Origin of the sequence: Dietzia massiliensis, assembly GCF_018390595.1 — a bacterium.
Classification (GTDB): domain Bacteria; phylum Actinomycetota; class Actinomycetes; order Mycobacteriales; family Mycobacteriaceae; genus Dietzia; species Dietzia massiliensis.
In genome coordinates, this window is the sequence record NZ_JAHBAV010000403.1 from 1 (window position 1) to 233 (window position 233).

The 233-nt window shown below is 66.1% G+C and carries 1 protein-coding gene; it reads right to left on the reverse strand.

Going from position 1 to position 233, the window contains the following annotated elements:
• On the reverse strand, positions 1 to 233 hold a 233-nt coding region (locus tag KHA85_RS17710; protein WP_438802066.1), incomplete at both ends, for an AMP-binding enzyme.

The following is a 233-nucleotide window of genomic DNA, read 5'->3' on the forward strand; positions in this document are numbered from 1 at the left end:
GATCTGACGCTTGAGGATCTTTCCGGTCGCCCCCTTGGGGAGAGCTTCGACTACCTGGTAGATCCGCGGGACCTTGTAGGCGGCGAGCTGCTCGGAGAGCCACGCACGCAGGTCGGCGGGGACAATCGTCGAGCCGGGCTGCGGGGTGACCACGGCCGCTATCTCCTCGCCCAGTTGCTCGTCGGGGACTCCGATCACCGCCGCTTCGAGGACATCGGGGTGGTTGTAGAGGA